Genomic DNA, 26,968 nt, shown 5'->3' on the forward strand with positions numbered 1-26,968 from the left:
GGGCATGGAGAGGAGGGGAAGGTACTTTTCGCCAGACGCAAAAAAGGCCACTTTTTTCAAAGTGGCCTTTTCTGTTGTTTGGTTGCGGGAGCCGGATTTGAACCGACGACCTTCGGGTTATGAGCCCGACGAGCTACCAGACTGCTCCATCCCGCGTCTGTGGGGCGGATTCTACAGCGTATGGAGATGCTGTCAATGCTTAATTGTTGATTTACAACAAAAACCTGCTATGGGCCAAACAGCGCCCAACAAAAAAGGCCACTTTTTCAAGTGGCCTTCTCTGATGTTTGGTTGCGGGAGCCGGATTTGAACCGACGACCTTCGGGTTATGAGCCCGACGAGCTACCAGACTGCTCCATCCCGCGTCTGTGGAGTGGATTCTACAGATATCTCAGAACGTGTCAACCGCTAAAATCCAGAAATCCTTTTTTGTTCAATTGCTTAGCGTTTGTGATCTGGCTGCGGGCGCGCTAAGGCGGGGGCTGCAGGGCATTTGCCCGGGGTGACGGGTGCAGGGTGCAGCCGGTGGTGACGAGTGAGATACTGCGCGTACGAATCAACGGTGTTAACGGTCATCCATGTCCCAACGCAAGATCATCCACATCGATTGCGACTGTTTCTACGCAGCCATCGAGATGCGCGACGACCCGCGGCTGGCCGGCAAGCCTCTGGCCGTGGGGGGCTCGGCCGACCGGCGCGGGGTGATCGCTACCTGCAACTACGAAGCGCGGGCCTTTGGCGTGCGCTCTGCGATGTCGTCGCACCACGCGTTGAAGCTGTGCCCCGACCTGACCATCGTCAAGCCGCGCATGGATGCCTATAAGGAAGCCTCGCGGGAGATTCACAACATCTTTCGCGAGTACACCGAGCTGATCGAGCCATTGTCGCTGGATGAAGCCTATCTGGACGTATCCGACAGCCCGAAGTTTTCCGGCAGTGCCACGCGCATTGCCGACGACATTCGCCGGCGGGTGTCCCAGCGCCTGCACATCACGGTATCGGCGGGGGTGGCGCCCAACAAGTTCCTGGCCAAGATTGCCAGTGACTGGCGCAAACCCAACGGCTTGTTCGTGATTACCCCGGCACAGGTGCAAGACTTCGTCGCCTGCTTGCCAGTGACCAAGCTGCATGGGGTTGGCAAGGTCACGGCTGACAAGCTGGGGCGCCTGGGCATTGTCGATTGCAAGGATCTGCGCGAGTGGGACCGCCTGGCCCTGGTCCGCGAGTTCGGCAGTTTCGGCGAGCGTCTTTACGGGCTGGCGCGTGGCATTGACGAGCGGGTGGTGCACAACGACAGCCGGCGCCAGTCGGTGAGCGTTGAGAACACCTACGACAGCGACCTGCCGGACCTGGCCAGCTGCCTTGAAAAACTGCCTGAACTGCTGGAATCGCTGGGCGGTCGCATGGCCCGGATCGACGACAGTTACCGGCCGGGCAAGCCGTTCGTCAAGGTCAAGTTCCATGACTTCACCCAGACCACCCTGGAGCAGGCGGGGGCGGGGCGTGATCTTGAAAGCTACCGGCAACTGCTCAGCCAGGCTTTCGCGCGCGGCGCCAAGCCGGTCAGGTTGCTGGGAATTGGCGTGCGGTTGCACGACTTGCGCGGGGCGCATGTTCAGCTGGAGCTGTTCACGCCCGAGTGAAACGCCAGGCATCGTGGTCGATGCCTGGCGTTCATGGTGCTGGAGCTACTTCGCGCCGGGGTCTGCCACCAGGCGGCCGGCATCCCTGGTCAGCGCCTTGAGAAACTCCTGTTGCAGCTCCGGATCATTGCGGGTCAGCTCGATCAGGCTCTGTTCCAGCTCGCTGGCTTCCTCTTCCAGGCCCAGTTCGGACAAGCGCTTGACCCGGTGCACCCACTCGCTCACCTCGTCGTCTTCAAGGTCGTCGTAGATCAGCTCATGGGCTTCGACCAGTTTGCCGCGCAGCGTTGGGCTGAGCAGCAGGCTGGCGTCGGCACGCACGTTGTTTTCTTCATCGGCCACGGCCAGGTGCAAGGTGCCCACCTGGGTCAGGTTCTGTTCGGTGAACGGGCTGTCGAGCAGGTTCAGGCGCAACACACCATTGCGGTCGGTGGTCAGCTCGTGGGTGAGCTTGCCAGCCTTGACCTCGACCGGGCGTTCGCCCCACGGCAGGCTGGTGTACTCCTGGCGTTTGTCCTTCTGCACTTCGCTGATACTGGCCAGGTTCTGTTGTGCGCGGCCGTTGGACTGCACGTTCATGAACGGGTTGAGCCCGGCCACGCCATAGCTGAGCCAGTCATGGGTCACGCTGTCGGGCAGGTTGCCCAGTGCGAACACATTGACCACATTGGCGCCGATACCGGCAACCACGGCCACTGCGCCCAGCGGGATCTCGTAGATTTCGCGCCAGGGTTGGTAGGGCGTGTAGCGATCATAACGACGGGTCACTTCGAATTCGGTGACTTCGAAGTTCTTCTGTTCGTGAACGCGCACGCGCCGTTGCGGCAGCTCGAGTACCTTGGGCTCTCCGACATCGATCTGCAGGCTGTGCTCGAGCAGCTTGCGCTCGATCCGCTCCTCATGCTCGCTGCGCTGGGACATCTGGTTGGCGCAGCCGCTGAGCAGCACGGCGCCGCACAGGGCGGCGCCTCCGAAGGTGATTCGCTTGAACATGGCTACTCTTGTGTTGGCTATCAGCGACGAATACGGGCTTGCAGGAACGACAGCACCTCGGCCACGGGCAAGGCCTGGGCCTCGCTGTCCTTGCGGTACTTGTATTCCAGGTTGCCTTCGGCCAGGCCCCGGTCGCTGACCACGATGCGGTGCGGGATGCCGATCAGTTCCATGTCGGCGAACTTGATCCCCGGGCTGGTTTTCTTGTCACGGTCGTCCAGCAGCACTTCGAAACCGGCGGCGGTCAGCTCGGCGTAGAGCTTGTCGGTGGCTTCGCGCACTTCGGCGGTTTCGTAGCGCAGCGGTACCAGAGCGATCTGGAATGGCGCGAGGCTATCGCTCCAGATGATGCCCTTGTCGTCGTAGTTCTGCTCGATGGCAGCGGCGACCACGCGCGAAACACCAATGCCGTAGCAGCCCATGGCCAGGGTCACCGGCTTGCCGTTCTCGCCCAGCACCTGGCACTTGAGTGCTTCGCTGTACTTGGTGCCCAGCTGGAAGATGTGCCCGACTTCGATACCGCGCTTGATCATCAGCGTACCCTTGCCGTCCGGGCTCGGGTCGCCGGCTACCACGTTGCGCAGGTCGGCGATTTCCGGTACAGGCAGGTCGCGCTCCCAGTTCACGCCGAAGTAGTGCTTGTCGTCGATGTTGGCACCGATGCCGAAGTCGCTCATGAAGGCCACGGAACGGTCGATGATGCACGGCAGCGGCAGGTTCAGCGGGCCCAGGGAACCGGCGCCGGCGCCGATGGCGTCGCGCAGTTCGGCGTCGCTGGCCATCACCAGCGGGCTGGCCACCTGTGGCAGGTTGGCAGCCTTGATTTCGTTGAGCTCGTGGTCGCCACGGACGATCAGGGCAATCAGCTTGCCTTCTTCGGCGGCATGCACGATCAGGGTCTTGACGGTGCGCTCGATCGGCACGCCGTAGTTTTCGACCAGGGCGGCGATGGTTTTCGCGTCCGGGGTATCGACCAGGCGCAGCTCCTCGGTGGGGGCAGGGCGCACGGTTTCCCGCGGGATCGCTTCGGCCTTCTCGATGTTGGCGGCGTAGTCGGAGCTGTCGCTGAAGATCACGTCGTCTTCACCGGACTCGGCCAGCACGTGGAATTCGTGGGACCAGCTGCCACCGATCGAGCCGGTGTCGGCCTGCACGGGGCGGAAATCCAGGCCCAGGCGGGTGAACACATTGCAGTACGCCTGGTGCATGCGGTCGTAGGTTTGCTGCAGGGACGCCTGGTCGGCATGGAAGGAGTAGGCATCCTTCATGATGAACTCGCGACCGCGCATCAGGCCGAAGCGCGGACGGATCTCGTCGCGGAACTTGGTCTGGATCTGGTACATGTTCAGTGGCAGCTGTTTATAGCTGCTCAGCTCGTTGCGCGCGAGGTCGGTGATGACCTCTTCGTGGGTAGGCCCCACGCAGAACTCGCGACCATGACGGTCCTTCAGGCGCAGCAGCTCGGGGCCGTACTGCTCCCAGCGGCCGGACTCCTGCCACAGTTCAGCGGGCTGAATGGCCGGCATCAGCACTTCCAGGGCGCCTGCGGCGTTCATTTCCTCGCGTACCACGGCTTCGACCTTGCGCATCACGCGAAGGCCCATCGGCAGCCAGGTATAAAGGCCGGATGCGAGCTTGCGGATCATGCCGGCACGCAGCATGAGCTGGTGGCTGATGACGACCGCGTCGGAAGGGGTTTCTTTCTGTGTGGCGAGCAAATATTGACTGGTGCGCATGGTAGGCCGTTGTCGGTTGCTTAACTGAAATGACCCCGCATTGTACGGGGGCGATTCGGTGACGTATAGGATGGTGGCGCGGGAAACTGCGCCAAGTGCATCAACACAAAAGAAAAAGCCCGGCAGGGCCGGGCTTTTTCGAGCTGGGGTCCGTGAGCCGGAAGGCTTACAGGATGCTCAGCGGGTACTCGACGATCAGGCGCAGTTCGTCGATCGAAGGCGACGAGTTGTTGTACACCGCATCGCTGGAGCGGTAGGTGGCCTGGCGAACGCGGAAGCTCAGGTCTTTGGCCGGGCCTTCCTGCAGTACGTACTTGGCTTCGATGTCGCGTTCCCACTCTTTGCCGTTGTTGCCGGAGGAAACGTTGGCATCGGTACCACGGATGTAGCGGGTCATGAAGCTCAGGCCCGGTACGCCGAAGGTGGCCATGTTGATGTCGTAGCGAGCCTGCCAGGATTTCTCGTCTTCGGAGTTGAAGTCCGAACGTGCCACCGAGTTGGCCAGGAACACGGTACCGCCGCCGTCGACGCCGTAGGCGTAGCCGCCGTCGCCGCTGATGCGCTGGTGCGCCAGGGTGAAGGTGTGCGCGCCGATGGTGTAGGCGGCGGACAGGCTGAATGCACGGCTGTCGATCTTGTCGCCGTCGTAGGCTTTTTCCAGCGCGGCGCCGGTGCTCTTGGTGTTGTAGAAGTTGAAGTCGAACACCAGGCCCTGCTCGTCGTTGATCGGCAGGCTCCAGTTCACGTTGGCGTAGTATTTGCGCCAGTAGTCTTCGACCTTGGAGTAGTAGAGGCTGGTGCTGAGCTCGTCGCTGAACGCGTAGGTGCCGCCCAGTACGTCGGCCTTGGTCAGGTGGATGCCGCCGTCACGGTTGGTCTGGTCTTGTGCGGTGATGCTGGTGAAGCGACCGGCGTTGAGCGTCAGCCCCTTGATTTCGTTGCTGGTGATCAACGCGCCCTGGGCCATTTCAGGCAGCAGGCGGCTGTCGTCGGTGGCCAGCACTGGCAGCGAGGTGAACTGGTCACCCACTTTCAGGACGGTGTCGGAAATCCGGAACTTGATGGCTGCGCCGCCTTTGGAGTAGTCGTCCTGCGAGCGTTCGTCGGAGCCGGTCGGGAACAGGCCGGTGCCGGCAGTGCCCTTGCCGCCGTCCAGTTTCAGACCCAGCATGCCGATTGCGTCGACGCCGACGCCGATGGTGCCTTGGGTGAAGCCCGACTCGAAGGTGCCGATGAAGCCTTGGCCCCACTCTGCAGCGCGGCTCTGCTCGGTGTTGGGGACGTTGCGGTAGTCACGGCTGAAGTACAGGTTGCGAAGTTTGACGTTCAAGCTGCTGTCTTCTACAAACCCCTTGGATTCATCCTGAGAAGACGCCATGGCCAGCTGCGAGGTGCCTGCCGCTACGGCCAGGGCGATTATGCTCCACTTCATCACGCGCATCGTGATTTGCTCCTTTGGTTTTGGAAGATTACGGCCTTGCCCCCTGGTTTTTTTATGGGGCGGCTCTTTCTTTTTTGAGTCGGCGAAATGTATATCACGCTGACTGTCGTTGGCGATACTTGCGAAAGGAACCTTTCATTAACTTTATGGTCCCGTCGCAAACGGTTAAATCCCTGTCGCAAATTACGCCCCGGCATGACCGGTGCGTTCAACTACAGCGCTGTTTCGCAGAGCAGCAAAGGCAGCGCAATCACGCCAAGCCTTTGATGCCAAAACTCCCTGGTTGCCCTTGCAGCTGTTGTTATTTGTCGCACTTGGCTTGCTTATGCAGGCGCCATGCCGACGTTGGGCAGAGATGAATGCAACAAGCGTGCTCAATTGCGCGGTGCGTTGATGAAATTTTCACATTTCGTTGGTCAAAGGGCGCGTGGTGCCCGAAAACCGGGGGTGTACAGATCTTTTGGTTTGAGGGTCGATGCCGTCGCGGAATAAGCAAAAAATCGACTTTGAAGTCAAAACGTTACCGGCTTGTAGGACAAGTGAGTAGTTTTCGGTAGGAGGCGGTGCTGATTGTGTTCGCGAGGCGCTATTTTGGTGCGAAAAGTAGCGTTTTGTTACCGGCGTGAGCGGACCTCCTGCGTGCAGTGTGGTCTGCCTGCCCCGGGATGGAGCGCCATGTACTCATGCCTGTGACTCCAATCGGGAGTATCCTTGCTTCAATCACCTGCCGGGTGCAGGTATCGGGATTGAAAGGTGCGAGGAGATTGTTCTGTGTTTGCTCTTGATTCACGTTTGCAACAAGACACGATTGCGTTGGGGGACTTACCTCTTTGTCGCTTGTTACTTAGTAAGGATGCTAACTATCCGTGGTTCATTCTGGTGCCGCGGCGTCCTGCTGTCAGCGAAGTATTCGAACTTGATGAAGAGGCGCAGCAGCAACTCTGGCAAGAGACCACGTTGCTGGCCAAGTTGCTCGACGGGCTGTTCGATGCCGACAAGATGAATGTCGCGACCCTGGGCAACGTCGTGAGCCAGTTGCACATGCATGTGATCGTGCGACGCCAGAGCGATGTGGCATGGCCTGGCCCGGTGTGGGGGCGCGTGCCGGCGCTGGTTTATACAGCCGAGGCGCTGGCTCATGTGCGCCGCATCGTCGAGCGTGAGCTTGGTGATTATCTTCAACCGATCGAGGCTTGAATCATGACCCTGGAAGCACGGGTAACCGAGTTGGAGAGTCGTCTGGCATTTCAGGACGATACGCTGCTGGCGCTGAACGATGTGCTGGTGGAGCAGCAGCGGGTGGTTGAACGGCTGCAGCTGCAGATGGGCGCGCTGCTCAAGCGTTATGAGGAGATGGTGGGGCAGTACGAGTCCAACGAGGAAGAAGCGCCGCCCCCGCACTATTGATGCATGCGCCTCGCGCAGCGGGCCTAAAGGCTCAGTGCAGATCGACAGCAGAACAGGGCGGGTGAGTAGGCGTAAAAAAACCGCGATCGGCCGAGTGGCCGTCGCGGTTCTTCACGCGAGGATCAGCGACGCGGTGCCGCAATCACATCCTCGGCCTGCAGGCCCTTGTCCCGGTTCATCACCGAAAACTCCACACGCTGACCCTCCACCAGCACCCGGTGACCCTCGCCACGAATGGCCCGGAAGTGCACGAAGATGTCATCGCCGGAATCCCGCGAAATGAATCCAAAGCCCTTGGACGTGTTGAACCACTTCACGGTGCCCGTGTCGCGGTTGCTCATGTCGTAGGTAGGTGCCTGGCTGCGCGCACGGCCAACCTTGGCCAGGCCCGCCACCAGATGCAGCAGCACGGCCAGCAGGGCGCAGACCATGGCCGCGACATTGCCCAGCTCCGGGCGCAGCAGCACAGTGACCGCTTGCAATACCACTGCAAGCACCAGCAGCGCGCTGGCAGTGTGTTGCAGGTACTGGCGCGCGCCGCGGTAGTGCATTGGCAGCACAGGCACCAGGATCAGGTTGAGCAGCCCGAACAGCGCCAGGTAGATGGCATCGGGTTGTTGCAGGAAAGGGACAGCTTCGCCCCTCAGGCTAGGAATCAGGGACAGCAGCAAGGCAGCTGCGCCCGTCAACAGGTGAACGATCTTGAACATGGTGGTTTGGCTCACATTTTATTCAGGCATATCACAGGAAGAGCTGAACCCACGGTGCGCGGTTACCGATGAGGCGCCAAAGCGTGGCTGCAGCCTATGCGCCATTGCACAAAAAATGCGCAATGACGGCACAGTGCCTATTTAACAGCAAAGCCGGGTGCTTCTCAAATCAGCGGGCCAAACGGGCCGCGCGGCTGCAGCCCTGTGTCGCACGCCAGACCGGCAATCGGAGCTGCAGGCACGCGCAACTCTTGGTACAGTGCTTCCAGCATGTTGAACTGACATCACAGGAAGGAAATGTACATGGCAATTGATATTGGTATCAGTGAAGAAGATCGCAAGTCCATTGTTGACGGCTTGTCGCATCTGTTATCGGATACATATGTACTGTACTTGAAGACCCATAACTTCCACTGGAACGTGACCGGGCCGATGTTCAATACACTGCACTTGATGTTCGAAGGCCAGTACAACGAACTGGCCCTGGCAGTCGATGCCATCGCCGAGCGAATTCGTGCACTGGGCTTCCCGGCGCCGGGTACTTATTCCACCTACGCCAAGTTGTCCTCGATCAAGGAGGAGCCAGGTGTGCCGGCGGCTGAAGAGATGATCAAGCAACTGGTCGATGGCCAGGAAGCCGTGGTGCGGACCGCGCGCAGCCTGTTCCCGTTGCTGGACAAGGTCAGCGACGAGCCGACCGCCGACCTGTTGACCCAGCGCATGCAGGCCCATGAAAAGACTGCCTGGATGCTGCGCTCGCTGTTGGCCAAGTGAGTGTTCGGCGCCTGTAAAGGCGCCTGTTGAAAGGCGCAAGCCCGATTCTTCTTTAGAGGAATCGGGCTTTTTTAATGGGTACTTCCTGCGTGCTGCGGCCGGCGTGGAACAGTTTCAGCAGGTGTGGTACATGAACTCAACTAAAAGGTTGTTCCTACGCTGCGCAGGCTCGCGGTCTGCTGGTTGCAATACGATGAACAGCGCTTCATAGGCAGGTACCTGGATAGCAAGTATCCCGGTGATGAACTTCCTGTCAGTCAATGCGTGGGATGAATATGTCGCGAGTCGTGAATGAACGTGCATGCACCGCCGAGCAACTTCGTATGGCCCCTGGTGATCCTTTTCAGGCAGATTTCAATATGGGCCTGGCGCGCCCGCTGTCGCGTTCGGTGCGACTCAACGGCTTCGCCACCTGCTTGCGCCTGGAAGAGGTCTACTGGAAAATCCTCGAGCGCATTGCCGCCGCCAACCGGTGTACGGTCAATGCGGTGCTGTCCCATGTGGACCGCGAAGTCCACCTTCGCCACGGCGGCGTCAAGAATTTCAGCGGCCTGGTGCGGGTGATCTGCGTGGTCTACGTGCTGGGGGGCGGCGCCAAGCCCTGAACCATTCGTGCGCTGGCACGGCGGGCGGGCTGCACAGCCCCGGTTAACCATATATAATCCCGCTTTTTGCTGCGTGGCGCGGCCCGCGCAGTGGTCAACGAGATACGCCAATGCCCCTGTACGACTATCAATGCGGTTCCTGCAGCCACCAGATGGAAGTTCTGCAGAAGATCAGCGCAGCGCCGCTGACCGATTGCCCGGCCTGCCAGGCACCTGCCCTGAAGAAGCTGATTTCTGCCCCGGGCTTCCGCCTGGGCGGCACCGGCTGGTATGAAACCGACTTCAAGACCGGCACCAAAAAGAACCTGGCGGGCGCCGACAAGGCCGACTGAGTTGAACTGTACTGCCAGGGTCTTGCACTATGGGCCCCCTGGGGCCGGCAAGGTCCACACCCGAATTCACGAATCACGAGAAGCGAAACCACCATCATGATGCGCAGCCACTATTGCGGCCAACTGAACGAGAGCCTGGAAGGTCAGGAAATTACCCTTTGCGGCTGGGTCCATCGTCGTCGCGACCACGGCGGGGTGATCTTCCTCGACATCCGTGATCGCGAAGGCATGGCTCAGGTCGTGTTCGACCCGGACCGCGCAGAAAGCTTTGCCGCCGCCGACCGCGTGCGCAGCGAGTACGTGGTGAAAATCACCGGCAAGGTGCGTCCGCGCCCTGCAGGCGCAGTCAACGCCAACATGGCCTCGGGCGCCATCGAAGTGCTGGGCTACGAGCTCGAAGTGCTGAACGAAGCGGAAACCCCGCCGTTCCCGCTCAACGAGTACTCCGACGTGGGTGAAGAGACCCGCCTGCGCTATCGCTTCATCGACCTGCGTCGTCCGGAGATGGCCGAGAAGCTGCGTCTGCGCTCGCGCATCACCACCAGCATCCGTCGCTTCCTCGACGAAAACGGCTTCCTCGACGTCGAGACGCCGATCCTGACCCGCGCTACCCCGGAAGGCGCGCGTGACTACCTGGTGCCAAGCCGTACCCACGCCGGCAGCTTCTTTGCCCTGCCGCAATCGCCTCAGCTGTTCAAGCAACTGCTGATGGTGGCCGGTTTCGATCGCTACTACCAGATCGCCAAGTGCTTCCGCGACGAAGACCTGCGCGCCGACCGCCAGCCGGAATTCACCCAGATCGACATCGAGACCAGCTTCCTGGACGAGACCGAGATCATGGGCCTGACCGAAAGCATGATCCGCAAACTGTTCAAGGAAGTCCTGGACCTGGAGTTCGGCGAATTCCCGCACATGACCTTCGAAGAGGCCATGCGCCGCTACGGTTCGGACAAGCCTGACCTGCGCAACCCGCTGGAACTGGTGGATGTGGCCGACCAGCTGCAAGCGGTCGACTTCAAGGTGTTCAGCGGCCCGGCCAACGACCCGAAATGCCGCGTTGCCGCACTGCGTGTACCTGGCGGGGCGAGCATGCCGCGCAGCCGTATCGACGAGTACACTAAGTTCGTCGGCATCTACGGTGCCAAGGGCTTGGCGTACATCAAGGTCAACGAGCGCGCCAAGGGCGTCGAGGGCCTGCAGTCGCCAATCGTCAAGAACATCCCCGAGGCCAACCTGAACGTGATCCTCGATCGCGTGGGCGCGGTCGATGGCGACATCGTGTTCTTCGGTGCCGACAAGTCCAAGATCGTCAGCGAAGCCCTGGGCGCGCTGCGCATCAAGGTCGGCAACGACTTCAACCTGCTGACCTGCGAATGGGCACCGATGTGGGTTGTCGACTTCCCGATGTTCGAAGAGAACGACGACGGCAGCTTCACGGCGCTGCACCACCCGTTCACCGCGCCAAAATGCTCCCCTGAAGAGCTGGAGGCCAACCCGGCCACCGCGCTGTCGCGCGCCTATGACATGGTGCTCAACGGCACCGAACTGGGTGGCGGTTCGATCCGTATCCACCGCAAAGAGATGCAGCAGGCCGTGTTCCGCCTGTTGGGCATCGAGGCGGCGGAACAGGAAGAGAAGTTCGGCTTCCTGCTCGACGCGCTGAAGTTCGGTGCACCGCCGCACGGTGGCCTGGCCTTCGGTCTGGACCGCCTGGTGATGCTGATGACCGGCGCCCAGTCGATTCGTGAAGTGATCGCCTTCCCGAAAACCCAGAGTGCTGCGTGCGTCATGACCCAGGCCCCAGGCCTGGTCGATGCCAAGGCACTGCGTGAGCTGCACATCCGTCTGCGCGAACAGCCCAAGGCTGAGTAAGCGGGCCCGGGGCGCATCCACTTGGATGCGCCTTTGCGTTACGGCATACCGAATTGATTGCCCACGCCAGGTTTTCTTCTGGCGGGGGCGTGGTTTTGTTTCAAGGATTTCTGGAGTCAGTTATGGCGGGTCATTCCAAGTGGGCGAACATCAAGCACCGCAAAGAGCGCCAGGATGCCAAGAGAGGCAAGATCTTCACCAAGTGGATTCGTGAGCTGACCGTCGCTGCCAAGCAGGGCGGTGGTGACCCGAATTCCAACCCGCGCCTGCGCCTGGCGCTGGACAAGGCCTTGGGCGCGAACATGAGCCGCGACATCATCGATCGCGCCGTGGCCCGTGGTGCAGGCGCAACCGAAGCCGACAATGTCGAAGAGCTCAGCTACGAAGGCTACGGCCCGGGCGGCGTGGCGATCATGGTCGAGGCCATGACCGACAACCGCAACCGCACCGCCGCGGCCGTGCGCCATGCCTTCAGCAAGTGCGGTGGCAACCTGGGCACCGATGGCTCGGTGGCCTATCTGTTCGAGCGCAAGGGGCAGATCAGCTTTGCCGCCGGTGTCGATGAAGACGCGCTGATGGAAGCGGCGATGGAGGCCGATGCCGACGACGTGGTCAGCAACGAAGATGGCTCGTTCGACGTGTTCACCTCGTTTGCCAGCTTCTATGCTGTGCGTACTGCCCTGGAGGCTGCCGGCTTCAAGGCTGCGGACGCGGAAATCGTCATGCAGCCGACCACCAGCGCCGAACTCGACCTGGAGGGTGCACAGAAGGTGCTCAAGCTGATCGACATGCTTGAAGACCTGGACGATGTGCAGAATGTGTATTCCAACGCCGAAATTCCTGACGAAGTCATGGAACAACTCGGCTAAGGTTCAGTTCTGGCGTACTCGAGGCCGGATTCGTCCGCAGGCACCTTGTGCCTGTGACGGGTCCGGCTTCTGTCTTTTTAATGGCGCCGCGGTGCGCCACTGGTTGCGCAGGCGATATGACTCTGATTCTTGGTATTGACCCCGGCTCGCGGATTACCGGCTATGGTGTGGTGCGCCACACGGCGCGCGGGTGCGAGTACGTGGCCTCCGGTTGCATCCGTACTGGCAGCGGCGAGCTGCCCGAGCGCCTGCAGGTGGTATATCGCAGCGTGCGCGAAATCATCCAGTTGCACGGGCCGGTGACCATGGGTATCGAGCGGGTGTTCATGGCGCGCAACGCCGACTCGGCGCTCAAGCTCGGCCAGGCGCGCGGCGCCGCCATCGTCGCCGGGGTCGAAGAGGGCCTGGAGATCGCCGAGTACAGTGCCACCCAGGTCAAGCAGGCGGTCGCCGGTACGGGCGGGGCCAACAAGGAACAGGTGCAGATGATGGTCATGCACCTGCTCAAGCTCACCCAGAAGCCGCAGATAGACGCCTCCGATGCCCTGGCCATCGCCCTGTGCCATGCCCATACCCGTTCCAGCCTGATGCCGCACGGGCTGGGCGCTGCACGCAGCCGCAGTGGCCGCCTGCGGCTCTGATAGCATCATCGGTTAACACAATTTCGCTTGCCGGCCACCGCCGGCTTGCAATCATGGCGGCTGATGGCGGGCTTGATCGCCCCGGCGCCCTGGATAAAGGACCTGAACGTGATTGGACGTTTGCGCGGTACCCTGGCTGAAAAGCAGCCGCCGCACCTGATTGTCGATGTCAACGGCCTGGGCTACGAGCTCGAGGTGCCGATGACCACCCTGTATCGCCTACCCAAGGTTGGCGAGGCAGTGACGCTGCACACCCACCTGGTGGTACGTGAAGACGCGCACCTGCTGTATGGCTTTCACGAAAAGCGCGAGCGCGAGTTGTTCCGCGAGCTGATCCGCCTCAACGGCGTAGGGCCCAAGCTGGCCCTGGCATTGATGTCGGGCCTGGAGGTCGACGACCTGATACGCTGCGTGCAGGCCCAGGACACCTCGGCGCTGGTCAAGGTGCCGGGGGTGGGCAAGAAGACCGCCGAGCGCCTGCTGGTCGAACTCAAGGACCGCTTCAAGGCCTGGGAAACCGCGCCAAGCCTGTTTACCCTGGTGTCCGACGGCCCGCAGCCGGTGGCAAGTGCCTCCACTGCCGAAACCGATGCGGTCAGCGCGCTGATCTCGCTGGGCTACAAGCCGCAGGAAGCCAGCCGCGCCGTGGCGGCCATCGATGCCAAGGGCCTGAGCAGCGAAGAGCTGATCCGGCGCAGCCTCAAGGGGATGATTTAAGTGATCGAAGCCGACCGACTCATAGCCGCTACCGGGCGCGACCGCGAAGAGGTCCAGGACCGGGCGATTCGGCCATTGCGCCTGGACGAGTACATCGGGCAGCCAGTGGTGCGCGAGCAGATGGCGCTTTTCATCCAGGCGGCACGTGGGCGCAGCGAGTCGCTGGACCATACGCTGATCTTCGGCCCGCCGGGCCTGGGCAAGACCACCCTGGCCAACATCATCGCGCAGGAGATGGGCGTTTCGATCAAGAGCACCTCCGGGCCGATCCTCGAGCGTCCGGGCGATCTGGCGGCGCTGCTGACCAACCTGGAACCCCACGATGTACTGTTCATCGACGAGATTCACCGGCTTTCGCCGATCGTCGAGGAAGTGCTGTACCCGGCCATGGAAGACTTCCAGCTGGATATCATGATCGGCGAGGGGCCGGCCGCACGTTCGATCAAGCTCGATTTGCCGCCGTTCACTCTGGTCGGGGCAACCACCCGCGCCGGCATGCTGACCAATCCGCTGCGCGACCGTTTCGGTATCGTGCAGCGCCTGGAGTTCTACAACACCGCAGACCTGGCCACCATCGTCAGCCGCTCGGGCGGGATTCTGGGCCTGCCGATCGAGGACGAGGGCGCCTTCGAGATCGCCCGGCGCGCCCGCGGCACCCCGCGTATCGCCAATCGTCTGCTGCGTCGTGTACGCGACTACGCCGAGGTGCGTGGCAAAGGTGACATCACCAAGGCCATCGCCGACCTGGCGCTGAACCTGCTGGACGTGGACGAGCGTGGTTTCGATCACCAGGACCGGCGCCTGCTGCTGACCATGATCGAGAAGTTCGACGGTGGCCCGGTGGGTGTTGACAGCCTGGCGGCGGCGATCAGCGAAGAACGTCACACCATCGAGGACGTGCTGGAGCCCTACCTGATCCAGCAGGGCTACATCATGCGCACACCCCGTGGGCGCGTGGTGACCCGGCACGCCTACCTGCACTTTGGCCTGAACATTCCGGGCCGCATGGGCGAGTCGGTCAACGGCGAGGGTTTTTCCGACCTGGCCGATGAATGACAGACTTATCCGGCGTTTTCGTGGTCCTATCGGCGGACACGCATGAGTCGCGCTGGCAATACGACATAATCCGTTAAAAACAGTTGGTGGGGCGGATTGGCAAGCTGAGGAGTTAGCACTAGAGTATGCGCGCGCAAAATGGGGTTGAGTCGTTCGCACATCGCTGTCGCGTCTATTACGAGGACACCGATGCGGGCGGCGTGGTGTATTACGTCAATTATCTGAAATTCATGGAGCGTGCCCGCACCGAGCGGTTGCGCGAGCTGGGCTTTGCCCAGTCTGCGATGGCAGAACAGAACACCTTGTTCGTCGTTCATTCCAGCGAGGCGCGCTACCACGCGCCGGCCCGCCTGGACGATGAATTGCGGGTCACCGCACAAGTGCTTGAATTGAATCGTGCCAGCCTGCGCTTTGTGCAGCAGGTCTGGCGCGAGCGTGATGCAACGCTGCTCTGCGAGGGGCAGTTCCTGGTGGCCTGTGTGCGCGCCGATACGTTCAAACCCCGGGCCATTCCTTCCGAGCTGCGTGCAGCCTTTGTGGCGGCGGATGGTGCGGGTAACCAAACAATTGCAGGAGATTAAGCGTGGAAGCTAACGTCGTCGACCATACCTCCATGTGGAGCCTGGTCAGTAATGCCAGCATCGTGGTGCAGCTGGTCATGCTGATTCTGGTGGCCGCATCGGTGACCTCGTGGATCATGATTTTTCAGCGCAGCACCATGCTGCGTGCCGGTCGTCGTGCGCTGGAAAGCTTCGAGGAGCGCTTCTGGTCGGGCATCGACCTGTCCAAGCTGTACCGCCAGGCCGGTAGCAACCCGGACCCGGACTCGGGTGTGGAGCAGGTCTTCCGTGCCGGCTTCAAGGAGTTCTCGCGCCTGCGCCAGCAACCGGGTGTCGACCCTGACGCCGTGATGGAAGGCGTTGGCCGGGCCATGCGCGTGGCCATCTCGCGTGAAGAAGAGAAGCTCGAACAGAGCCTGCCGTTCCTCGCCACCGTCGGTTCCACCAGCCCGTACATCGGTCTGTTCGGTACCGTATGGGGCATCATGAACTCCTTCCGCGGCCTGGCTTCGGCCCAGCAGGCGACCCTGGCCACTGTGGCTCCGGGTATCGCCGAGGCACTGATCGCCACCGCGATCGGCCTGTTCGCCGCAATCCCGGCAGTTATTGCCTACAACCGTTTCGCTGCACGCAGTGAAGTCTTGATCGGCCGCTACTACACGTTCGCCGACGAGTTCCAGGCCATCCTGCACCGTAAAGTGCACACCAGCGAAGAGTGATCAGGTAAAAGCCCATGGCTCGAGTTCGACACAAACGCAAGCCGGTCGCGGAGATGAACGTGGTGCCCTACATCGATGTGATGTTGGTACTGCTGGTCATCTTCATGGTGACCGCACCGATGCTCAACCAGGGCGTGAAGGTCGACCTGCCCAAGGTTTCCAGCGAAGCCTTGCCGCAGGACAACAACGTCCAGATCCTTACCATTTCGATCAAGGCCGACAAGACCTATTTCTGGAACCTTGGCAGCGAAGTCGACACCGAAAAGCAGATGGACAAGGCCATGACCTTGCCGCAAATGACCGACGCGGTGACCAAGATCATCGCGGCCGGACGTGACCAGGGCAAACAGACCCAGGTGTTCATCCGTGGCGACAAGGCCGTCGACTATGGCGCGGTGATGGGCGCCATGGGCGGGTTGCAGAAGGCCGGTGTCGGTAACGTTGGCCTGATTACCGAGGCGCCCTGATGCAACAGCGAGAGCCATCCGCCTCGGAAAGCTATTTCTGGCCCAGCGTCTGGGCCATCGCGCTGCACGTTCTGGTGTTCGGCATGCTGTTCGTCAGCTTTGCCATGACCCCGGAACTGCCGCCGGCCAAGCCTATTGTCCAGGCGACCCTGTACCAGCTGAAGTCCAAAAGTCAGGCCACCACCCAGACCAATCAGAAGATTGCGGGTGAAGCGAAGAAAACCGCTGCGCGCCAGACCGAAGTCGAGCAGATGGAACAGAAGAAGGTCGAGCAGCAGAAGCAGGAAGCGGTGAAGGCTGCGGAACAAAAGAAAGAAGAGGCGGCTCAAAAGGCCGAAGAAGCCCGCGAGGCGGCCGAAGCCAAGAAGGCCGACGAGGCCAAGAAAGCCGACGAGGCCAAAAAGGCCGACGCGGCCAAGAAAGCCGAGGAAGCCAAGAAGGTCGAAGAGAAACAGCAGGCCGACCTCGCCAAGAAGAAAGCCGAGGAAGAGGCCAAGAAACAGGCAGCAGAAGAGGCCAAGAAGCAGGCCGCTGAAGACGCCAAGAAGAAAGCCGCCGAGGATGCCAAGAAAAAGGCAGCCGAGGATGCGAAGAAAAAAGCGGCAGCCGAAGAGGCCAAGAAAAAGGCCGCCGAGGATGCCAAGAAGAAAGCCGCAGCCGATGCGGCCAAGAAGAAGTCAGCAGAAGCGGCGCGCAAGGCGGCGGAAGACAAGAAAGCCCAGGCCCTGGCCGAGCTGTTGTCCGACTCCACCGAACGGCAGCAGGCGCTGGCCGACGAGCAGGGTGACCAGGTGGCCGGCGACTTCGACGACCTGATTCGTGCCCGCGCAGCCGAAGGCTGGGCGCGCCCACCTTCTGCACGCAAGAACATGACGGTGGTCCTGCAGATTGGCATGTTGCCCGATGGCACCGTGACCACGGTGAGCGTTGCACGCTCCAGTGGTGATGGTCCGTTCGATGCCTCTGCGGTAGCAGCGGTCAAGAACATTGGCCGCCTGACCGAAATGCAGGGCTTGAAACCGAGCGAATTCAATCCCTATCGTTCATTCAAGATGACATTCACACCTGAGGATCTAGCCTTGTGATTAACCTTCTTAGAGGACTGCTGGTCGTTCTCTGCTGCGCAGCAGGGATGGCCGTTGCAGAAGAAAAGAACATCCTGGTCACCAGCGGCAGTGACCGTGCCACGCCGATCGCGGTCGTGCCGTTCGCCCTGCAGGGTGGCAGTGTGCTGCCCGAGGACATGGCCGATATCATTGGCAATGACCTGCGCAACTCCGGCTACTACGCGCCGATTCCGCGCCAGAACATGATCAGCCAGCCTAGCCAGGCCAGCGAAGTCATCTTCCGCGACTGGAAGGCCCTGGGCGCCCAGTACGTGATGGTAGGCAGCATCGTGCCAGCGGGCGGTCGCCTGCAGGTGCAATATGCGCTGTTCAACGTCGCCACCGAGCAGCAAGTGCTGACCGGCAGCGTCTCGGGCACTACCGACCAGCTGCGTGACATGTCGCACTACATTGCCGACCAGTCGTTCGAGAAGCTCACCGGCATCAAGGGTGCGTTCTCCACGCGCATGCTGTACGTCACCGCCGAACGCTTCTCCAAGGACAACACTCGTTACACGTTGCAGCGTTCGGACTACGACGGCGCCCGCGCCGTGACCCTGCTGCAGTCGCGCGAGCCGATCCTGTCGCCGCGCTTCGCGCCAGACGGCAAGCGCATTGCCTATGTGTCGTTCGAACAGCGTCGTCCGCGTATCTTCGTACAGCACATCGACACTGGCCGTCGTGAGCAGATCACCAACTTCGAAGGCCTCAACGGTGCACCAGCCTGGTCGCCCGATGGTTCGCGCCTGGCGTTCGTGCTGTCCAAGGACGGCAACCCTGACATCTATGTGATGAACATGGCTTCGCGCCAGATGTCGCGTGTCACGGCCGGCCCGGGTATCAACACCGAGCCGTTCTGGGGCAAGGATGGTTCGACCATCTATTTCACGTCGGATCGTGGCGGCAAGCCGCAGATCTACAAAACCAACGTTTCGGGTGGTGGTGCCGAGCGTGTAACTTTCGTGGGTAACTACAACGCCAACCCTAAACTGTCGGCGGATGAAAAGACCCTGGTAATGATTCATCGCCAGCAAGGTTTCACCAACTTCAAGGTGGCCGCGCAGGATTTGCAGCGAGGAAGTGTAAAAATCCTCTCTGAAACAAGTCTTGATGAGTCACCCACTGTTGCGCCCAACGGCACCATGCTAATCTACGCCACCCGCCAGCAGGGCCGGGGAGTCTTGATGCTCGTCTCTCTCAACGGACGCGTGAGGCTCCCGCTTCCTACCGCTCAAGGCGAAGTCAGAGAACCGTCCTGGTCCCCTTACCTGAACTGACGCGGCGCTTTACGTAACACTTAACACATTGGGGTTCATTAGGAGTTTCACGATGGAAATGCTGAAGTTTGGTAAGTTTGCTGCGCTGGCTCTGGCCATGGCTGTAGCTGTAGGTTGCTCCTCCAAGGGCGGCGACAACGCTGGTGAAGGCGCTGTTGATCCAAACGCTGGTTACGGCGCTAACACCGGTGCTGTTGACGGTTCCCTGAGCGAAGAAGCCGCTCTGCGCGCAATCACCACCTTCTACTTCGAATACGACAGCTCGGACCTGAAGCCAGAAGCCATGCGCGCTCTGGACGTTCACGCCAAAGACCTGAAAGGCAATGGCGCTCGCGTCGTCCTGGAAGGCAACACCGACGAGCGTGGTACTCGCGAATACAACATGGCCCTGGGCGAGCGTCGTGCTAAAGCCGTACAGCGCTACCTGGTACTGCAAGGCGTTTCCCCAGCCCAACTGGAACTGGTTTCCTACGGCGAAGAGCGTCCAGTTGCTACCGGTAACGACGAGCAATCCTGGGCTCAGAACCGTCGCGTCGAACTGCGTAAGTAATTCGATATGCGAACGTGCCGCCGTGCTGTAACCGTCCTGGCTCTCGCCCTGCCACTCGTGGCCTGGGCCGAGGTTCCTGTTGTTGATGACAACGCTGGCTATAACGGCGCAAGCAGTTATCCGCCAGCGGGTTATGGTACGAGCGGCGCCTACGCCGGGGGAGGGGTTTCGGCCCCTGCCTCGGCGCAGGGTCAGCTGTTCATGCAATTGCAGCAGATGCAGGATCAGATTTCGCGTCAGCAAGGCGTGATCGAAGAACTGCAAAACGATGTAGCCCGCCTGAAACAGGAAGGCCTGGAGCGTTACCAGGACCTGGATCGGCGTATCGGAGCCGGCGGTGCACCCGCTGCAACTCCCGAGAATTCTTCCACCGGTGGTGATGTAGCCGCCGGTGCCGCTGCAGGCGCGGCCACCGCCCCTGCAGCCAGTAGCGAACCTGGCGACCCGGCGAAAGAAAAGCTCTATTACGACGCTGCTTTCGACCTGATCAAGGCCAAGGATTTCGACAAGGCCAGCCAGGCATTCAATGCCTTCCTGCGCAAGTACCCCAACAGTCAGTACGCCGGCAATGCCCAGTACTGGCTGGGTGAAGTGAACCTTGCCAAGGGCGACCTGCAGGGCGCCGGCCAGGCGTTTGCCAAGGTCAGCCAGCTGTATCCGAAGCACAGCAAGGTGCCGGACTCGCTGTACAAGCTGGCCGATGTCGAGCGCCGCCTGGGTCACACCGACCGGGTCAAGGGTATTCTGCAGCAGGTGGTCACCCAGTACCCGGGTACCTCCGCCGCACAGTTGGCCCAGCGCGACCTGCAGAAGCTCTGAACTGCCCGCCTGGAAGAAACCCGCGCTAGCCGCGGGTTTTTTCGTTAGAATCGATGCCCTTTTATTGACACACGCTGCTGCGAACTACGCGATGCCGGGTTCGCTGCAGTGCCTGACGGAGGCGGACAGCCTGTTTAGCTGTTACGCCCGTGGCGACTATGCAAGACACATTACGAATTACCGAAGTTTTTTACTCGTTGCAGGGTGAAACGCGTACCGCTGGGCTGCCCACGGTATTTGTACGTCTCACCGGCTGCCCTTTGCGTTGCCAGTATTGCGACAGTGCCTATGCCTTCAGTGGTGGTACCGTGCGCAGCCTCGACTCGATTCTCGAGCAGGTGGCTGGTTTTCGCCCGCGTTACGTGTGCGTCACTGGCGGTGAGCCATTGGCCCAACCCAACGCCATCCCCTTGCTCAAGCAATTGTGCGACGCCGGCTATGAGGTGTCGCTGGAAACCAGCGGAGCACTGGACATCTCGAAGGTCGACCAGCGCGTCAGCCGGGTGGTGGACCTCAAGACGCCGGGCTCCGAAGAGATGCACCGCAACCTCTACGAGAATATCGAGCTGCTGACCCCGAACGATCAGGTCAAGTTCGTCATCTGTTCCCGTGAAGACTATGACTGGGCGGTGTCCAAGCTGATCCAGTATGGTCTGGAGAAGCGTGCCGGGGAGGTGCTGTTTTCGCCGAGCCACCATCAGGTCAAGGCCAGCGACCTGGCCGACTGGATCGTGGCCGATAATTTGCCGGTTCGTTTTCAACTGCAGTTGCACAAGCAATTGTGGAACGACGAGCCGGGACGCTGATTGGGGAGTGATGTCATGACTGAGAAACGTGCGGTAATCCTGCTGTCTGGTGGCCTGGACTCGGCCACGGTGGTCGCGATGGCCAAGGCCGAAGGCTACAGCTGCTATACCATGAGTTTCGATTACGGCCAGCGTCATCGCGCCGAGCTGGACGCCGCTGCGCGAGTTGCCCGTGACCTGGGTGCAGTCGAGCACAAGGTGATCGGCCTGAGCCTGGATGGTATTGGTGGTTCGGCGCTGACCGACAGCAGCATCGATGTACCCGAGACACCGGGTGAAGGCATTCCAGTGACCTACGTACCGGCGCGCAATACCGTGTTCCTGTCGTTGGCGCTGGGCTGGGCCGAGGTGTTGCAGGCGCGGGACATCTTCATCGGCGTGAACGCGGTGGATTACTCGGGCTACCCGGATTGCCGTCCCGAGTTCGTCGAGGCATTCGAGCGCATGGCCAACCTGGCCACCAAGGCCGGTGTCGAGGGGCAGGGCTTTCGCATCCAGGCACCGTTGCAGAACCTGAGCAAGGCGCAGATCGTTCAGGCGGGCATGGCGCGTGGTGTCGACTACAGCCTCACTGTGTCGTGCTATCAGGCTGACGACCAAGGCCGTGCCTGTGGCAAGTGCGACAGCTGCCGCCTGCGTGCAGATGGCTTCCGGGCAGCCGGCGTGACCGACCCAACCCGATATTTTTGATTTTTTTACGGTGGGGTGTTGATTTCCTTAAGGAAATCAGTATTATACGCCCCACGCAACGGGTCGTTAGCTCAGTTGGTAGAGCAGTTGGCTTTTAACCAATTGGTCGTAGGTTCGAATCCTACACGACCCACCATTATTCACAGCGGTTCGTGAGTGCTAGAGAGGGGGGCTTGCCAGCCAGTTTCTAGTCTTGCAGCCGTCTGGAGCGAACCTTAGGCTCGCTTCAACGTGATGTCAATATGGAATAGCCCGTCGCTTATGGCGGGCTTTTTCGTTTCTGGGCCAAAAAACTCAATGACTTAGCGACTTTGCAGGCTGCTCAGCTCTGCGAAACTCCGCTTTGCGAGGCCTCCAGAACACGCGCAGCCAAAGGCATGGCGCCATTTTCATAGCACCAGTGACCTGGGACAGTTATGCGCTATCTGCCCTGCTTCAGTTAACCATGTAGTGGCTCATTGCCATTCGTCGGTTCAGAACTTCGGGGAGGCACGGGCGTTGTACACAGTGCCTGGGTCAGCAGAATGAGATCGAGCAAAAGGTGTAGACCCTGTCGTCGATGCCATCAGGCTGAACAGAAGGCTTGGTTGAAAGAGATCTTCGGGCGGTAGCAAAGCACTGGCACAGCTCTGCCTGAACTCAATCAGCAGATGTTCTGGTGCCGAGCAGCCACCTCCTTGATGATCTTGTTCGATCGTTATTCGTCGACCAGGCTCTGTGCGGGTACCGCTTTCACCTGTTCGCGAATTTGGTGCACTACTTTCATCAACCCGACGTACAAGCCTTAACGCTCCCTGCTGCATGCTGCGCTCGTGCAATACGTCTCGCATGTGGTCATAGTCGGCTTCGATGTAGCTCATCGTTGTTGCGATGTTCGAATGGTTCAGCAGGTTCTTGGTCAGGTGGATGTTTCTTTCCGGCTGCTTCATCAGATCGGTTGCAAGCGTGTGCCTGAACCGGTGCGGAGTCATCCGTACCCCGAGCCTGATGATCAGCTTCTTGTACATCGCCTCGACCTGGTCCGAGTTCATTTCGTGCCGCTTGTAATGGCGGGAGAAACGATTGACGTTGAACAGCTGGTCATCGGCGGCAAAGCCCGCTCGGCCAGCTTCATCGACGAGGCGCTGAATGTGCGGCGCTAGCCCATCCATGATGGGAATGCGAAACTCGCGGTGTGTTTTCTCGGTTTCGCCGCGGACGAGAACCAGCCGTCGATCCCAGTCCACATCCTTGAGCCGGATGCACAGCAGTGCATTCAGCCGTATGCCGGTGTAGTAGAACATCTCGAAAGTTGCCAGCCAGAACCACGCTGGTGTGATTCTGGCCCGGTCCCCAGTCGACTCCTCTTGGTCAGCAAGACTTCTGAGCCATCGCCTTGCACGGACAATCGCTTCGCCGGCAATGATTTTGCTCTGTCGCTTCGGTGCAATTACCGTCGTCTTTTTGAATGGGTTCACATCGGTGTTGGGAAGAATCCCATACTCGATGCCGTAACCCCACATTGTTCGGAGGTGATTGGAGTAAGTGTTCCAGCTGCGCTTCGACAGACCCCCTTCAATCAGCTTGTTCCTTAAGGCAAGGACGTCCCGTCGGTCGATGGTCTCCACATCAACAGCGTTGCCGAAGTTCTTTTCCAGCTTCTTCATTGCCGCGCCGTAGATTTTCGCGCTGGCAGGCCGGAGGTCGTGATCGACGAGGTATTCCCGGAGCAATTTCTCGGGCGTCATTCAGCGGCCCCTTCCGTCACTCGTCGCAAGCTTGGGTTGTTCAGGGGCTGCTCAGCAAATATCAGCTTCGGATCAAGAAGCAAGTAGCCCCTCAGCTGCGTGGTCTTCCGTGGGCCTACTACATCGTAGGTCCAGATGTTCAGCTGCTTGCTGGTTTTCTGGTGGCTCTTCTCTTTCTCAAATGCGCGTTGTACATGCTGCCAGGCCGCTGTCCCCGGTTTACCGACGATCCTCTCAAGCTCCGGGTGCTCAAGCACATATCGCTTGAAGATCCCAGGGGTAACGAGCATTGCTGTGTCGTCGACGGTGTGAATCAGGGCCTTGGTATCGTTGATGATCAATTTGTGGGAGGCGACCCCGGCTTTGAGCCAGGCGATGAAAGCTCCTCCCAGCGAACTACTCGTAGGCATGGTGGTGACATCTTTTATTGCAGCATTCCTTGCTGTGGCTGCTAGAGAATCGTCAGCCGGCTCTACCTCTTCGAGTCCTTGCCGGGGAGGGGATGCGGCTGCTGAGCCTGGGCTAGCACTTAGCTCTTCTGATGGCGCAGTGATATTACTATACAGTGACAGTAATTCTTCGCGCTCAGACGATCGGATCCCTTCGGTTGGAGTTGGCTGGACTAGGGCTCGAGGTCGTGCCGGCGGTTGAGTTGCGTCGCCCGAGGGGGCGACTGGCTCATCCGGTACCGCACAGACGGTTTCCGCACTGGTGCCCGCCTGCGCGACTGTCTCCGGTTCCTGGTCCAGGGTGAGGCTGCCACCGTATAGAGGGGGGCGTTCGTCCGGATTCGGCCATACGAGTGCCGGCGAGACCTTTAAGAAGGTGAAGCTGTTCTTCCAGCCGCGGCCGTTATGGATGGTGGCTTTCCAGATCGCCTTATCCTGGGCATTGGTCTGGATGATTGCCTGGTCCTGCAGCATGTTGAAGAACGGAGCATTGGAGGTTGGCACTCCCTCAATACCCTGGGTCAGCAAGTATGCCCGGAGCTGGTCTGCTGCTGGTTTACTCACCAGCCAAAGCGCATCTTGCGTCAGCCAACCATCTGCCGGTCCATCTGGCTGATTGAGCTTGAGTTTTTCTCGCACCAGGAATCGCAGACCGTCGGCCAGTTGTCGCTGCAGCGATTGCTTTGGGGCCGCAAGCGCGCGTTCAGGATTTCCTCCCAATTGCTGGGCAACAGAAGCTTTATCCGCCTGGATCACCATTTCGCCGAGGATGCTGGCGTGCTCGTACTGGCCGGCGAGAAGGTAGATCAATTGCTTCCATAACTCAGGGAAGCCGCTGAGCCAGTCGAGGATTCCGGTGTCCAGGACTTGCATGTACACAAGAGCTGAAGCAGCCCCGTGCAGTTGGTACTCCCTACCTTTCACGTACTTGAACCGGTAGGGACGGTTGATCGGTCCGTGCCATGGGTGCCATGCGCGGCCATCTTCGAGCTCGACCCGGAGGTCAACAGCGATCTTCCCCAAGTCGTGTAGCAACGCGCCGTAGGCAGCCGCTGCAGTCCAGGCTTCTGCTTGAGCGGATTGGGACTCCGGTGGAGCGCCTATTGGCAGAAGGTGCGTCTGCCGGATCTTTAGGGCATAGGCCATGATCTCCAGGCCGTGGTCCAGGAGTCCGCCAAGGTGGGCATGGTGATGGTTTTCAGAGGCAGGGAGCAGCTGCACCAGCTCAGCGTAGCGCTCGAGCGGTTTAAGGTAGAGGGTATTGAACTGAGCTCGTGAGAGCGAAGCCCGGCGCCAGATGTTCTCCAGGAGCTGCTGACGGAGTGGGCTCTGCAGGAGAGCAGTAGCCTTCGCCGGCAGATGGAAGCCCTGTGGTGAGGCTTCTGGTGTTGGTTTAGCCGGTTTGCGGCTCAACCAGGAGAGGAGTTGCATAGGGTGCTCCATGGGGTGTGCATGGAGCGGGCTTTTCCTCGAAATGGCGTGTGGCCATCAAGGGGAAAGGGAACTCAGCAGGGCATTGCATTCAAATCAAGATGCCATCACTGTGAGCCCTAGCTGTGTTGAGGCTCTGGGCTGCTGGTTAGATTTTCGATTCTTTCGTCTATTTTCGTGATTATGTCAATGACTAGTTTTTCTGCAAGTATTAAGCTTTCTTCCAGATACTCTTCCGCAATTTCTAGTGCTCCGAAATTTCCCCGGGTGACATGGGTGGTACTATCAAATATGGTGTTTAGGTCCTTTGGTTTTTGATGAATCCACTCCCCCCTCGCATGAACCAAAATATTACGAACTAATCTTAATATGTTGGTTTGGGTTGCGAGTTTTTGGTCTATCTGTATGTTGATTTCACCAAGTGCTGACAGTGAGTCTTTTACGTATATTTCCTTTGGCGGATTCTTTTTTAGATTTCTGTATATGATTCGCGTAATGTTCGCGAGAGTGTGCTCTAATGTGCTGTATGTGGTGATTAATAAAGCATTGAGCAAAAATCTGTGGTGTTGGCCGTAGTGCTCCTCAAATTGTTGTCTGTTGATTTCTGTCAAGCAGTATATGTCATTCTTGCTCAGCTCCTTGCTATCAAAAATAAGTTGACGATCATGAGCCGTTTTTAGGGCGGGTGTAAGCGCCTGTCTCATTAGGTTTCGAGTTTTATTCGTGTTTTCAAAGTAGGTTCTTGAACAGTGGATTGCCATCCATTTGATTTCTTGTAGCATTGTTTCCATTTTACATTTCCTCCCTTTCTGATAAGGCTTTTACCCTTGTGATCCATTCCATTATCCATTCAAGCCCATTTTCTGTTGAGCCATTTACCCTTTACTGCTGATGCAGGTGTTTCAAATTCTGTGCGACCTCCATAGCATCGTGGAGGACTCGTAGTATCTCAACGATTTGATCTGTCCCAGTTCGGTAGAACACGATATGTCGAGGTCTAATCACGCGGCCGTCAGTCATCTGCAGCACGTTGAGTGACAGATGCAGGCTACGAAGGCCCGGGGAAAGCTCGTCACGCATTTTGCTGTCTACCGGCGTAGGCTCTTCAGCTAGGGCGAGGAACGTCTCCTGTAGCAGGTCTTGATACCGGCTCCTGACGGACTGACCGAGCCTCACCTCAGTGAAGCGAAGCGTATCGGCGATGTCGATGCATGCCTGGGGTGACATGCGAACCATGGCCCTACTCATGCTTTATCGCTCGTTAGTCTTCCAAGGTTGTCGAGGTAGGCTGCGAAATTGACTGGGTCGACTTCTTCGTACTGACCGGCCTCTATTTGCATGATGCCAACTGAAGTGGCGTTGCGTAGCGCCTCTAGTCTCGCTGACTCTGCAGCTTCATGTTCGAGCAGCATGCGGAGGCCTGCCCGTACGACCTCGCTGAAATTCTGGTACCGGCCAGTGTTGACGAGATCATCAATGGACTGCTCCATTGGCTTCGGAACGACGATGTTGTGGGTGGCCATGGATGTGAACCTGATGAGTGGTGATGGCGTTTTATGCCATACCCTTGC

29 protein-coding genes and 3 tRNA genes are annotated in these 26,968 nt (G+C 59.7%); 21 read left to right on the forward strand and 11 right to left on the reverse strand.

What is annotated here, in order from left to right; translation table 11 throughout:
• Nucleotides 1–79 precede the first annotated feature (79 nt).
• Both KH389_RS06675 and KH389_RS06680 read right to left on the reverse strand, forming a co-directional pair.
• A tRNA-Met gene (locus KH389_RS06675) sits at nucleotides 80–156 on the reverse strand.
• A 132-nt stretch (nucleotides 157–288) separates the two neighbouring features.
• Nucleotides 289–365: transfer RNA gene (locus tag KH389_RS06680), tRNA-Met, on the reverse strand.
• A gap of 213 nt (nucleotides 366–578) precedes the next feature.
• Here KH389_RS06680 and dinB point away from each other — a divergent pair.
• Nucleotides 579–1,643, forward strand: a complete 1,065-nt coding sequence (gene dinB, locus KH389_RS06685) for a DNA polymerase IV (RefSeq protein ID WP_043864254.1) — start codon at nucleotides 579–581, stop codon at nucleotides 1,641–1,643.
• 45 nt (nucleotides 1,644–1,688) lie between these two features.
• On the opposite strand, the gene KH389_RS06690 is transcribed toward dinB, so the two are convergent.
• The 3 genes from KH389_RS06690 to KH389_RS06700 form a co-directional block, all read right to left on the reverse strand.
• The gene (locus KH389_RS06690) at nucleotides 1,689–2,636 is read right to left on the reverse strand and encodes a YceB family lipoprotein (RefSeq protein WP_043864253.1); all 948 of its coding nucleotides are present in this window, start codon (nucleotides 2,634–2,636) and stop codon (nucleotides 1,689–1,691) included.
• Nucleotides 2,637–2,656: 20 nt separating this feature from the next.
• Nucleotides 2,657–4,372, reverse strand: coding sequence for a proline--tRNA ligase (locus tag KH389_RS06695; RefSeq protein ID WP_043864252.1), 1,716 nt, complete (start codon nucleotides 4,370–4,372; stop codon nucleotides 2,657–2,659).
• Nucleotides 4,373–4,538: 166 nt separating this feature from the next.
• Entirely contained in the window at nucleotides 4,539–5,813 is a 1,275-nt protein-coding gene (locus tag KH389_RS06700) for an OprD family porin (protein WP_043864251.1), read from the reverse strand.
• A 771-nt stretch (nucleotides 5,814–6,584) separates the two neighbouring features.
• Here KH389_RS06700 and KH389_RS06705 point away from each other — a divergent pair.
• The gene (locus KH389_RS06705) at nucleotides 6,585–7,010 is read left to right on the forward strand and encodes an HIT domain-containing protein (protein ID WP_043864250.1); all 426 of its coding nucleotides are present in this window, start codon (nucleotides 6,585–6,587) and stop codon (nucleotides 7,008–7,010) included.
• 3 nt (nucleotides 7,011–7,013) lie between these two features.
• Nucleotides 7,014–7,220 (forward strand): SlyX family protein, encoded by a 207-nt coding sequence (locus KH389_RS06710; protein ID WP_043864249.1) that lies wholly within the window; start codon nucleotides 7,014–7,016, stop codon nucleotides 7,218–7,220.
• A gap of 122 nt (nucleotides 7,221–7,342) precedes the next feature.
• Here KH389_RS06710 and KH389_RS27485 read toward each other — a convergent pair whose 3' ends face one another.
• A complete protein-coding gene (locus KH389_RS27485) occupies nucleotides 7,343–7,930 on the reverse strand; it encodes a cold-shock protein (RefSeq protein WP_196932119.1) in 588 nt (195 codons plus the stop codon).
• A 303-nt stretch (nucleotides 7,931–8,233) separates the two neighbouring features.
• Between KH389_RS27485 and KH389_RS06720 the strand changes: the two genes are divergently transcribed.
• The 18 genes from KH389_RS06720 to KH389_RS06805 all read left to right on the forward strand — a co-directional run bounded on the left by KH389_RS06720 (nucleotide 8,234) and on the right by KH389_RS06805 (nucleotide 21,926).
• Nucleotides 8,234–8,704 (forward strand): Dps family protein, encoded by a 471-nt coding sequence (locus tag KH389_RS06720; RefSeq protein ID WP_043864248.1) that lies wholly within the window; start codon nucleotides 8,234–8,236, stop codon nucleotides 8,702–8,704.
• A gap of 275 nt (nucleotides 8,705–8,979) precedes the next feature.
• The gene (locus KH389_RS06725) at nucleotides 8,980–9,309 is read left to right on the forward strand and encodes a ribbon-helix-helix domain-containing protein (RefSeq protein ID WP_054914974.1); all 330 of its coding nucleotides are present in this window, start codon (nucleotides 8,980–8,982) and stop codon (nucleotides 9,307–9,309) included.
• A gap of 110 nt (nucleotides 9,310–9,419) precedes the next feature.
• A complete protein-coding gene (locus KH389_RS06730; protein WP_043864246.1) occupies nucleotides 9,420–9,641 on the forward strand; it encodes an FmdB family zinc ribbon protein in 222 nt (73 codons plus the stop codon).
• Between the two features lie 96 nt (nucleotides 9,642–9,737).
• On the forward strand, nucleotides 9,738–11,513 hold the full coding sequence (gene aspS / locus KH389_RS06735) for an aspartate--tRNA ligase (RefSeq protein WP_043864301.1): 1,776 nt from the start codon (nucleotides 9,738–9,740) through the stop codon (nucleotides 11,511–11,513).
• A gap of 122 nt (nucleotides 11,514–11,635) precedes the next feature.
• Nucleotides 11,636–12,382: a YebC/PmpR family DNA-binding transcriptional regulator gene (locus KH389_RS06740; protein ID WP_043864245.1), complete on the forward strand. Its 747-nt coding sequence runs from the start codon at nucleotides 11,636–11,638 to the stop codon at nucleotides 12,380–12,382.
• Nucleotides 12,383–12,498: 116 nt separating this feature from the next.
• Nucleotides 12,499–13,023: a crossover junction endodeoxyribonuclease RuvC gene (gene ruvC, locus KH389_RS06745; protein WP_213607087.1), complete on the forward strand. Its 525-nt coding sequence runs from the start codon at nucleotides 12,499–12,501 to the stop codon at nucleotides 13,021–13,023.
• 108 nt (nucleotides 13,024–13,131) lie between these two features.
• Nucleotides 13,132–13,740, forward strand: a complete 609-nt coding sequence (gene ruvA, locus KH389_RS06750) for a Holliday junction branch migration protein RuvA (protein WP_043864300.1) — start codon at nucleotides 13,132–13,134, stop codon at nucleotides 13,738–13,740.
• Nucleotides 13,741–14,796 (forward strand): Holliday junction branch migration DNA helicase RuvB, encoded by a 1,056-nt coding sequence (gene ruvB, locus KH389_RS06755; protein WP_043864243.1) that lies wholly within the window; start codon nucleotides 13,741–13,743, stop codon nucleotides 14,794–14,796.
• A gap of 125 nt (nucleotides 14,797–14,921) precedes the next feature.
• Nucleotides 14,922–15,377 carry a tol-pal system-associated acyl-CoA thioesterase gene (gene ybgC / locus KH389_RS06760; protein ID WP_043864242.1) on the forward strand — a complete coding sequence of 152 codons (456 nt, stop codon included), beginning with the start codon at nucleotides 14,922–14,924 and terminating at the stop codon, nucleotides 15,375–15,377.
• Between the two features lie 2 nt (nucleotides 15,378–15,379).
• On the forward strand, nucleotides 15,380–16,075 hold the full coding sequence (gene tolQ, locus KH389_RS06765) for a protein TolQ (protein ID WP_043864241.1): 696 nt from the start codon (nucleotides 15,380–15,382) through the stop codon (nucleotides 16,073–16,075).
• Between the two features lie 14 nt (nucleotides 16,076–16,089).
• Complete coding sequence (gene tolR, locus KH389_RS06770) at nucleotides 16,090–16,542, forward strand: protein TolR (protein WP_043864240.1); 453 nt, start codon at nucleotides 16,090–16,092, stop codon at nucleotides 16,540–16,542.
• Nucleotides 16,542–17,627 carry a cell envelope integrity protein TolA gene (tolA, locus tag KH389_RS06775; protein WP_043864239.1) on the forward strand — a complete coding sequence of 362 codons (1,086 nt, stop codon included), beginning with the start codon at nucleotides 16,542–16,544 and terminating at the stop codon, nucleotides 17,625–17,627. Before tolR ends, tolA begins: the two co-directional genes overlap by 1 nt.
• A 47-nt stretch (nucleotides 17,628–17,674) precedes the next feature.
• Entirely contained in the window at nucleotides 17,675–18,925 is a 1,251-nt protein-coding gene (gene tolB / locus KH389_RS06780) for a Tol-Pal system beta propeller repeat protein TolB (RefSeq protein ID WP_213085823.1), read from the forward strand.
• A gap of 52 nt (nucleotides 18,926–18,977) precedes the next feature.
• Complete coding sequence (gene pal, locus KH389_RS06785) at nucleotides 18,978–19,475, forward strand: peptidoglycan-associated lipoprotein Pal (RefSeq protein ID WP_042121796.1); 498 nt, start codon at nucleotides 18,978–18,980, stop codon at nucleotides 19,473–19,475.
• A 6-nt stretch (nucleotides 19,476–19,481) separates the two neighbouring features.
• The gene (ybgF, locus tag KH389_RS06790; protein ID WP_054914972.1) at nucleotides 19,482–20,294 is read left to right on the forward strand and encodes a tol-pal system protein YbgF; all 813 of its coding nucleotides are present in this window, start codon (nucleotides 19,482–19,484) and stop codon (nucleotides 20,292–20,294) included.
• 158 nt (nucleotides 20,295–20,452) lie between these two features.
• On the forward strand, nucleotides 20,453–21,100 hold the full coding sequence (gene queE, locus KH389_RS06795) for a 7-carboxy-7-deazaguanine synthase QueE (RefSeq protein WP_043864236.1): 648 nt from the start codon (nucleotides 20,453–20,455) through the stop codon (nucleotides 21,098–21,100).
• Nucleotides 21,101–21,115: 15 nt separating this feature from the next.
• Nucleotides 21,116–21,790 carry a 7-cyano-7-deazaguanine synthase QueC gene (gene queC, locus KH389_RS06800; RefSeq protein ID WP_058541509.1) on the forward strand — a complete coding sequence of 225 codons (675 nt, stop codon included), beginning with the start codon at nucleotides 21,116–21,118 and terminating at the stop codon, nucleotides 21,788–21,790.
• A gap of 60 nt (nucleotides 21,791–21,850) precedes the next feature.
• Nucleotides 21,851–21,926: transfer RNA gene (locus KH389_RS06805), tRNA-Lys, on the forward strand.
• A gap of 337 nt (nucleotides 21,927–22,263) precedes the next feature.
• Here the strand turns inward: KH389_RS06805 and KH389_RS06810 are convergent.
• The 5 genes from KH389_RS06810 to KH389_RS06830 form a co-directional block, all read right to left on the reverse strand.
• A complete protein-coding gene (locus KH389_RS06810) occupies nucleotides 22,264–23,517 on the reverse strand; it encodes a site-specific integrase (RefSeq protein WP_213607088.1) in 1,254 nt (417 codons plus the stop codon).
• Nucleotides 23,514–25,409 (reverse strand): MobH family relaxase, encoded by a 1,896-nt coding sequence (gene mobH / locus KH389_RS06815; RefSeq protein WP_213607089.1) that lies wholly within the window; start codon nucleotides 25,407–25,409, stop codon nucleotides 23,514–23,516. The genes KH389_RS06810 and mobH overlap by 4 nt, the downstream gene beginning before the upstream one ends.
• A gap of 107 nt (nucleotides 25,410–25,516) precedes the next feature.
• Nucleotides 25,517–26,188, reverse strand: coding sequence for a hypothetical protein (locus KH389_RS06820; protein ID WP_213607090.1), 672 nt, complete (start codon nucleotides 26,186–26,188; stop codon nucleotides 25,517–25,519).
• Nucleotides 26,189–26,279: 91 nt separating this feature from the next.
• The gene (locus KH389_RS06825) at nucleotides 26,280–26,645 is read right to left on the reverse strand and encodes a type II toxin-antitoxin system RelE/ParE family toxin (RefSeq protein WP_338053206.1); all 366 of its coding nucleotides are present in this window, start codon (nucleotides 26,643–26,645) and stop codon (nucleotides 26,280–26,282) included.
• Nucleotides 26,642–26,920 (reverse strand): type II toxin-antitoxin system ParD family antitoxin, encoded by a 279-nt coding sequence (locus KH389_RS06830; RefSeq protein ID WP_213607092.1) that lies wholly within the window; start codon nucleotides 26,918–26,920, stop codon nucleotides 26,642–26,644. The genes KH389_RS06825 and KH389_RS06830 overlap by 4 nt, the downstream gene beginning before the upstream one ends.
• Between the last annotated feature and the right edge of the window lie 48 nt (nucleotides 26,921–26,968).

The sequence above is a fragment of the Pseudomonas qingdaonensis genome (genome assembly GCF_018398475.1).
Lineage (GTDB): Bacteria > Pseudomonadota > Gammaproteobacteria > Pseudomonadales > Pseudomonadaceae > Aquipseudomonas > Aquipseudomonas palmensis.